Genomic DNA, 8,403 nt, shown 5'->3' with positions numbered 1-8,403 from the left:
GAGCCCCGTGGCCGGGAGGGGGTTCGCCCGGTGAAGTGGGTGGCTGGGGACGGCTCAGCCGCCCGACGTGTCCAGTTCCGCGTCCTCCGTCACGCCCGCGCAGTCGTACGGGTCCTTCAGCCAGCCGTCCGGGAGGACGACCCGGTTGTTGCCGGAGGTGCGGCCGCGGGGGCCGTCGGCGCCGGTGGGCCAGGGCTGGGAGAGGTCGAGTTCGTCCAGGCCGGCGCGCAGTTCCGCGAGGGAGGAGGTGATCGCGAGGCGCTTGCGCATCTCGGAGCCGACCGCGAAGCCCTTCAGGTACCAGGCGACATGCTTGCGGAAGTCGATCACGCCCTTGGACTCGTCGCCGAGCCATTCGCCGAGGAGCCGGGCGTGCCGGACCATCACGTCGGCGACCTCCCGCAGCGCGGGCCGGTGGAAGTCGGAGCGGCCCTCGAACGCCGCGACCAGGTCGGCGAAGAGCCAGGGGCGGCCCAGGCAGCCGCGGCCCACGACCACACCGTCGCACCCGGTCTCCCGGACCATCCGCAGCGCGTCCTCGGCCGACCAGATGTCCCCGTTGCCGAGCACCGGAATCTCCGGCACATGCTCCTTCAGCCGCGCGATCGCGGACCAGTCGGCGGTGCCGCCGTAGTGCTGCGCCGCCGTACGGCCGTGCAGCGCGATCGCCGTCACGCCCTCCTCGACGGCGATCCGCCCGGCGTCGAGGTAGGTGATGTGATCGTCGTCGATGCCCTTGCGCATCTTCATCGTCACCGGCAGGTCGCCCGCCCCGGACACCGCCTCGCGCAGGATCGCCCGCAGCAGGTTCCGCTTGTACGGCAGCGCCGAGCCGCCGCCCTTGCGGGTCACCTTGGGGACCGGGCAGCCGAAGTTCAGGTCGATGTGATCGGCCAGGCCCTCCTCCGCGATCATGCGGACGGCCTTCCCGACGGTCGCGGGGTCGACGCCGTACAACTGGATCGACCGCGGCGTCTCGCTCGCGTCGAACCTGATCAGTTGCATGGTCTTCTCATTGCGCTCGACCAGCGCCCGGGTCGTGATCATCTCGCTGACGTACAGCCCCTTGCCCCCGCTGAACTCGCGGCACAGCGTGCGGAAGGGCGCGTTCGTGATCCCCGCCATGGGTGCGAGCACGACGGGCGGGGTCACGGGGTGCGGGCCGATGGAGAGCGGGTGGGTCATCAGACGGCTCCGGGACGGATGTACGGGCGGACGTACGGACGGATGTACAACGGAAGGGGCAAGGAACCATTGTCCCTCACCGGCCGAGGTGCCCGGATCCCGTGTAATAGTCATTAGTTAGACGCACTATCGAAGTCGGCGTACGATGACGCGCATGCCAGAGTTGAGTCCCCGCAGGCGCATGCTCGTGCTCGCGATCTGCTGCATGAGCCTGCTGATCGTGAGCCTCGACAACACCGTGCTGAATGTGGCGCTGCCCTCGATGCAGCGCGATCTGCACGCCACCACCTCCGGTCTGCAGTGGACCATCGACGCCTACACCCTGGTCCTGGCCTCGCTGCTGATGCTCGCCGGGTCCACCGCCGACCGGATCGGCCGCAAGCGGGTCTTCATGGCCGGCCTCGTGGTGTTCACCATCGGCTCGGTGCTGTGCTCGCTCGCCCCCAGCCTGTCCCTGCTCGTCGTCTTCCGCATGGTCCAGGCGATCGGCGGCTCGATGCTCAACCCGGTCGCCATGTCGATCATCACCAACACCTTCACCGACGCCCGTGAGCGCGCCCGCGCCATCGGCGTCTGGGGCGCGGTGGTCGGCATATCCATGGCCCTCGGCCCGCTGGTCGGCGGCCTGCTGGTGCAGTCCGTGAGCTGGCGCGCGATCTTCTGGATCAACCTGCCGATCGGCCTCGCGGCCCTGCTGCTGACCCTGCGCTTCGTCCCGGAGTCCCGCGCCCCCAAGGGCCGCCGCCCCGACCCGGTGGGCCAGGTGCTGGTGATCGCCCTGTTCGGCGCGCTGACGTACGGCATCATCCAGGCGCCCGACTCCGGCCTCGCCTCGGTCGCGCCGTACTTCGTGATCGCCGTCGCCGCCCTGGGCGCGCTGCTCTGGTACGAGCCCCGGCGTGACGAACCCCTCATCGACCTGCGCTTCTTCCGCTCCGCGCCGTTCAGCGGAGCGACCGTGATCGCGATCAGCGCGTTCGCCGCGCTCGGCGGCTTCCTGTTCATGTCGACGCTGTACCTCCAGAACGTACGCGGGCTCGACGCCCTGCACGCGGGCCTGTGGATGCTCCCCATGGCCGCGCCGACCTTCCTGTGCGCCCCCCTGTCCGGCCGGCTGGTCGGCACCCGCGGCCCCCGGCTGCCGCTCCTGATCGCCGGTACGGCCATGACGGTCAGCGGCCTCATGTTCGCGCTGTTCGAGGCCGAGACCTCGGACAGCACCCTGTTCATCGGGTACGTCCTGTTCGGCATCGGCTTCGGCTTCGTCAACGCGCCGATCACCAACACGGCGGTCTCCGGCATGCCCCGCGCCCAGGCCGGGGTCGCCGCCGCCGTGGCCTCCACCAGCCGGCAGCTGGGCCAGACCCTCGGCGTCGCGGTGATCGGCGCGGTCCTCGCCGCGGGCATCGGCTCGTCGTCGTACCGCGGCACCTTCGTGGCCGCCGCCCGGCCCGGCTGGTGGATCCTCACCGTCTGCGGTCTCGCGGTGCTCACCCTGGGCCTGCTCACCAGCGGCCGCTGGGCCCGCCGTACGGCCGAGCACGCGGCGGAGCGGCTGGAGACCGCGGAGATCCGCCAGGCGGTGGGCGCTCCCGGCCGCGTCTGACGGCGCGCGGATCGAGAAGGAGCCGGCCCGGGTACGACATCCGGGCCGGCTCTTTCTCGTGCGGTGCTCCGCTCAGCGGCGCGCGGCCCTCGCCAGCGACTTCACGAAGCTCGGCGCGTCCAGGGTGCCGACGCCGGTGGCCATGTCGTAGCCGTCGACGGCCTTGTAGCCGGTGACGCCGCCGTAGGTGTTGTCCGTGCCGTCGTTGACGTCCACGATGCCGGTGCCCTTGTGCTTGGCGAGGCTGTAGAGCGCGGCGTTGACGTTGCCCAGGCGGTGCCCGGCGACCTGGTCGGCGAGCGCGACGATGCCCGAGAAGAGCGGGCTGGACTCGCTGGTGCCGCCGTAGACGTCCCAGCCGACGGCCGTCGGGTCGTAGCTGGAGTAAACCCAGGCACCGCCGTTGACGGCGGCGGACATCGAGATGTCCGGGGTGCCGCGGTGGTTGCCGACGATCTTCTTCACGCCGTTCTGGAAGGACGGCCGGGAGAACACGTGGGAGACACCGCCGCCGCCCGCGCCGTAGTCGTTGTACACGCTGTCGGGCTTGATCCGGTTGCCCTGGTCGTCCAAGTGCAGCTGGGTGCCGCCGACGGAGGTGACCAACGGGTCGGCGGAGGGCCAGGAGTTGACCTGCTTGGTGTAGTCGCCCGAGTCGTCCAGCGTGCCGTTGGTGGGGCCGTCGTCGCCCGAGGAGGCGAGGACGGTCACCCGCTTGCGGGCCGCGTCCTTGAACGCGTACCGCAGCTTCTGGATGCTGGAGGAGTCGCCCTGGTCGACGCCCGGGAAGGTGTTCTCGGTCGCGTCGAAGCTCTGTGTGATGACATCGCCGACCCCGTGGTCGATCAGGGACTTCTCGGCGCTCATCATCTCCGGCAGACCGGTGACGCCCTCGGTCTCGGCGACACCCGTCTCGACCAGCACGATCCTGGCGCCGGGCGCGGCGGCGTGGGCCATCTCGACGTCCAGGGTGCTCTCGCCGGCCCAGCCCGTCATGTCGCCGTTCTTCGGGTCGAACGGGGGCACCTTGCCCCACTTGACGACCGAGACCTTGGTGCTCGCCATGCCGAACTGCTTGCTGTACACGTCGAGGTCGTGCTGGATCGTCGGGGAGCCGAACGAGTCCACGATGACGATCGTGCGCCCCTTGCCCGTGATGCCCTTGCGGTACAGCGAGTTGAGGTTGTACGCGGTGCGGTACTGGAGCGGGGTGTAGCAGTTGATGTGCCACTTGGCCTGGCACTGGGCGATGGAGATCGGGCTGTCCACGTCGTGGGCGAGGGTGTGCCCGGCGATGGCCGGAGCCGCGAAGGTGTGCGGCACGGCGGCGGGGGTCGCGGTGGCGACACTCGCGGGGGCGGCGGTCGCCAGCGCGGCGGCGACGAGAGCGGCAGCCCCGGTGGTGGCGGCCGCGATGCCTCGCCCGGTACGGGATATGTGCATGAAATCCCCTGAGAGGTCTGGTGTCGACCGAAGTGGTCTCGCGCATCCCATCGAGCAAGTCATGCACAGGACAACCCTGTTGAACTGTAGATTTCGAACCTTTTACCGAAACCGCACCCGTACGCGGCGGACTGATCAGCTCCCCTGACCCGCGCTCTCCCGCGCCGGGCTCCCCTGCGCCAGCCGGTGGAGCCGCTCCAGACGCTCGCGCGTCTCCTCGTTCTTCGGTGTGTACGTCACCATCCGGCCGCCCAGTTCGGGGGCCAGCCACAGATCGGTGTGCTCCAACGTCAGCAGTCCCACATGGGGGTTGACGAACTCCTTGGTCTTGGAGCGGTGCCCGACCACCTCGTAGCGCTCCCAGTTCTCCCGGAACTCCGGTGATTCCTCAAGGCGTTTGAGCAGCATCTTCCAGGCGGGCTCGCCGAGATGACCGGCGAGGGCCGCGCGCAGCCGGGCCGCCATCAGCCGCTGGCTCTCCTCCAGGTGCACGATCGCGGCCCGCCAGTGGGGGTTGGTATAGGCGAGCAGGATGCAGTTGCGGTCCTCGGGCGGGATCTCGTCCAGGTCGGCGCCCATGAGGAGGGCGTAGGTGCGGTTGTAGGCGACGATGTCGTACCGGCTGTTCTGCACGGAGGCGGGGATCGGCCCGAGCCGGTCCAGCATCTCCCGCAGCGCGGGCGTCACGCTCGGGCAACGGGCCCCCGGCGCCGGGTCGTTGGCACCGGCCAGCTGGAACAGATGGGCGCGCTCGCTGGCGTCGAGCCGCAGGGTGCGCGCGAGGGCGTCCAGGACCTGTACGGAGACCTGGATGGCACGCGCCTGCTCCAACCACGTGTACCAGGTGACGCCGACCGCGGACAGATGCGCCACCTCCTCGCGGCGCAGTCCCGGCGTACGACGGCGGGGGCCGCGCGGCAGGCCGACCTGTTCGGGGGCGATGCGCTCGCGCCGGCTGCGCAGGAAGGCGGCCAGTTCGTGCCGCCGGATCTCCGCGCCGCCCGCGGCGCTCCCCTGATCCGTCGCGGTGCTCGTCATGGTGGCCATGCCCTCCAGGGTGCCGCGTCGGTCAGCCTGTTTCCAGGTACTCCTGGTACCAGGATGAGGACACTCTGGTACCCGTCTGGGCCGCGGCGCAGGCTCGGTGTCATGAGTGAGACCGTCACCGTCCCCACCGTCCGCCGGGCGGCCGCCGCAGCGCCCGTGCTCGGCGGCCCCGGGCTGTTCACCGTTCTGCTGGCCGCGGCGCTGCCGCTGGTCGACTTCTTCATCGTCAATGTCGCCCTGCCGACCATGGGCACCGATCTGCACGCGGGCGAGGCCGTGCTGGAGCTGGTGGTCGCGGGGTACGGCGTCGCCTACGCCGTGCTGCTCGTGCTCGGCGGCCGGCTCGGGGACCTGTTCGGACGCCGCCGGCTGTTCCTCGGCGGCATGGCGGCCTTCGGGCTGACCTCGCTGGCCTGCGGGCTCGCGCCGGACGCGTGGAGCCTGGTGGCCGCGCGGGTGGCACAGGGCGCCGCGGCCGCCGCGATGCTGCCGCAGGTGCTCGCCACCATCCAGTCCGCCACCGAGGGCGCGCGCCGTGCCAAGGCGATGAGCCTGTACGGCGCCACGGCCGGTCTGTCCATGGTGGCCGGGCAGGTGCTCGGCGGGGTCCTGGTCGCCGCCGACATCGCCGGCAGCGGCTGGCGGGCGGTGTTCCTCGTCAATGTGCCGGTGGTCGCGCTGGGCCTGGTGCTGGCCGTACGACTCGTGCCCGAGACCCGCTCGCAGCACCCGGAGCCCGTCGACGGCCCCGGCACCGCGCTGCTCGCGGTGTCCCTGCTGACGCTGCTCGCGCCGCTCACCGAGGGCCGGGCAGCGGGCTGGCCGCTGTGGACCTGGCTGTCGCTGGCCGCGTTCCCGTTCGCGGCGGCCGGGTTCTGGCTGGTGGAGCGGCGGGCGGACCGGGCGGGGCGCACTCCCCTGGTGCCGCCGAGCCTGCTGCGGCTCGCCTCGCTGCGGCGCGGCCTTGTGCTGATCGTGCCGTTCTCGGTCGGCTTCAGCGGGTTCATGTTCGTGATCGCGCTGGCGCTCCAGCAGGGGGCTCATCTGGGCCCGGTGTCGGCGGGGCTGGCGCTCGCGCCGATGGCCGTGGTGTTCCTGTTCGTGTCGCTGGCCGGCCCGCGGCTGATGGGGCGGTTCGGCACCCGGGTGATACCGGCCGGGTCCCTCGTGCAGGGCGTGGGTGTGCTGCTGATCGCGGCGGCCGTCTGGCGGGACTGGCCGCAGGTGAGTGTCGCCGCGCTGCTGCCGGGGGTGGCGGTGGCCGGTGCGGGGCAGGCGCTCCAACTCCCCAATGTGATGCGGCTGGTGCTGTCCGAGGTACCGGCGGCGCGCGCCGGTGTGGGCGGTGGGGTGCTGGTCACCACACAGCAGTCCGGGCTGGCACTCGGGGTGGCGACGCTGGGCACGCTGTTCCTCACCCTGGCGCCGCACGTGGGGATGCGGGAGGCGCTGGTCATCACGCTGCTCGCGCAGCTGGGCGGGATCGTGCTGACGGGGGCGCTGGGGCTGCGGCTGCCGAAGAAGGTGGGCTGAGGTCCGCGGCGTCCAGGAAACTGCCGTACAAGGCCGTTGACCTGCGCTTTCATAGATCCCGAACCCCGGTTACACAGCGCTTCGAGTGGCCGACGGAGCGAAGTCGGGTCAGCCTGGGTTACGTCCGATCGAGCGAACGATCGAGCGACAGGAGAGAACCATGACCTCCGTACTCCGCCACCACCGCTACGGCCGTGCTCTGGGCGCCGGCGTACTGTCCGTGGCGCTGCTCTCCGGCGGTACGGCCGGAGCCTTCGCCGCGACCAGCACCCCCAGCCCGAAGGTGACCACGACCAAGAAGCCGATGCCCACGCGCACGGCGACGATGAAGCCGAAACCGATGCCGACGCGCTCGGCGACCAAGAAGGCGATGCCGAAGACCGCGGCGGCGACCACCGCGGGCTCCATCACCGTCGCGGCCTCCCACAAGACCGTCAAGCACGGCGAGGCCGTGGCCTTCGCCGGCCGCGTCAAGGGTGTGAAGGCCGGCACGGTGCTGGTCCTCCAGCACCGGATGAACGGCAAGTGGACCACGCTGCGGACCACGACCGTCGTCAACCGGAACGGCACCTTCACCATCCGCCGCACCTTCACCGCCAAGGGCAACGAGACGCTGCGCGTGGTGACCAAGGACACCAAGGTCATGTCCTCGCCGGTCAGCGTGAAGGTCAGCTGACGACGATCGGCTGACAGCGGTCAGCTGACGCCGCCTGCCGACGTCAGCGAAGACCCCGCACCAACAGGTCCACGACGGCCGTGAACTCCTCGCCGACGCCGGGCCGGGTCCACTCCCTGGCATAACAGGGATCGTGGAACCGGCCGGTGGCCTGGAAGACGGCTCGGGCCGCGGCGGCCGGGTCGGACACCGAGAAGGTGCCCGACCCGGCCCCTTGCGTGATGATCCCGGTCAGCTGCGCGGTCAGCTCGGCTATGTGCTCGCCGACGACCGCGCCGTTCTCGTCCGTCAGCACGGTGTACGTGGCGAACAGCTCCGGGTCGTCGCCCGCCTTGTGCCGCTTGGCCTCGAACAGCGCGGCGAGCCAGTCCCGCAGCCGGGCCTCGGGGTCCCGCTCGCTCGCGGCGGCGATCACGGCGAGCTTCTGCGAGGTCCGGTCCAGCCAGCGCTTGGTGACCGCCTCGCGCAGCGCGGCCTTGGTACGGAAGTGCCGGTAGACACTGCCGTGGCTGACGCCGAGCGCGCGGGCCACGTCCACCACGGTGGCCTTGGCCGGGCCGTGCCGGCGCAGCACTTCCTCGGTCGCCGCCAGAATGCGCTCGGCGGTCAGGATCTCGCTGGTCGATGCCATGCCTAGACCGTACCCGGCATCAGGATCAGCGCTCGCTGTCGAGGTGTGCCATCTGCGCGCTCGGGTAGCGGTCGCCGGCCGCGGCGTCCGCCGGTACGGCCTTCTCGATCGCTGCCAGGTCGGCCGCGTCCAGCGTCACATCGAGGGCGCCGAGCGACTCGGTCAGCCGCTCCCGGGTGCGGGCGCCGACCAGCGGCACGATGTCCTCGCCGCGGGAGAGCACCCAGGCGATGGCGGTCTGCGCCACGGTGGCGCCCTTGCGCTCGGCGATCTCGCGCAGCG

At 71.2% G+C, this 8,403-nt stretch carries 8 protein-coding genes; 3 read left to right on the top strand and 5 right to left on the bottom strand.

The features are described 5' to 3' along the window. Window positions 1–54: 54 nt before the first annotated feature. Window positions 55–1,185 (bottom strand): tRNA dihydrouridine synthase DusB, encoded by a 1,131-nt coding sequence (dusB, locus tag CCN72_RS29190; protein WP_086810948.1) that lies wholly within the window; start codon window positions 1,183–1,185, stop codon window positions 55–57. 154 nt (window positions 1,186–1,339) lie between these two features. On the opposite strand from dusB, the gene CCN72_RS29185 reads away from it, so the two are divergent. Beyond that, on the top strand, window positions 1,340–2,791 hold the full coding sequence (locus CCN72_RS29185; protein WP_086810952.1) for an MFS transporter: 1,452 nt from the start codon (window positions 1,340–1,342) through the stop codon (window positions 2,789–2,791). 72 nt (window positions 2,792–2,863) lie between these two features. Here the strand turns inward: CCN72_RS29185 and CCN72_RS29180 are convergent, their stop codons facing one another. Together CCN72_RS29180 and CCN72_RS29175 are read right to left on the bottom strand one after the other, a co-directional pair. Beyond that, entirely contained in the window at window positions 2,864–4,234 is a 1,371-nt protein-coding gene (locus CCN72_RS29180; RefSeq protein ID WP_086810946.1) for a S53 family peptidase, read from the bottom strand. A 135-nt stretch (window positions 4,235–4,369) separates the two neighbouring features. After that, complete coding sequence (locus CCN72_RS29175) at window positions 4,370–5,281, bottom strand: helix-turn-helix transcriptional regulator (RefSeq protein WP_237553684.1); 912 nt, start codon at window positions 5,279–5,281, stop codon at window positions 4,370–4,372. A gap of 102 nt (window positions 5,282–5,383) precedes the next feature. Here CCN72_RS29175 and CCN72_RS29170 point away from each other — a divergent pair, with 102 nt between their 5' ends. Further along, the gene (locus CCN72_RS29170) at window positions 5,384–6,814 is read left to right on the top strand and encodes an MFS transporter (RefSeq protein ID WP_086810943.1); all 1,431 of its coding nucleotides are present in this window, start codon (window positions 5,384–5,386) and stop codon (window positions 6,812–6,814) included. 160 nt (window positions 6,815–6,974) lie between these two features. Continuing rightward, on the top strand, window positions 6,975–7,490 hold the full coding sequence (locus CCN72_RS38730; RefSeq protein WP_136101349.1) for a DUF4369 domain-containing protein: 516 nt from the start codon (window positions 6,975–6,977) through the stop codon (window positions 7,488–7,490). A gap of 43 nt (window positions 7,491–7,533) precedes the next feature. Here the strand turns inward: CCN72_RS38730 and CCN72_RS29155 are convergent, their stop codons facing one another. Both CCN72_RS29155 and CCN72_RS29150 read right to left on the bottom strand, forming a co-directional pair. After that, a complete protein-coding gene (locus CCN72_RS29155; RefSeq protein ID WP_086810938.1) occupies window positions 7,534–8,121 on the bottom strand; it encodes a TetR/AcrR family transcriptional regulator in 588 nt (195 codons plus the stop codon). A 25-nt stretch (window positions 8,122–8,146) separates the two neighbouring features. After that, on the bottom strand, window positions 8,147–8,403 hold a 257-nt coding region (locus tag CCN72_RS29150), incomplete at its 5' end, for an aldo/keto reductase (RefSeq protein ID WP_208638131.1).

Source organism: Streptomyces murinus, assembly GCF_002154555.1.
Taxonomy (GTDB): domain Bacteria; phylum Actinomycetota; class Actinomycetes; order Streptomycetales; family Streptomycetaceae; genus Streptomyces; species Streptomyces murinus.
This window is presented reverse-complemented; position numbering and strand designations above follow the sequence as displayed.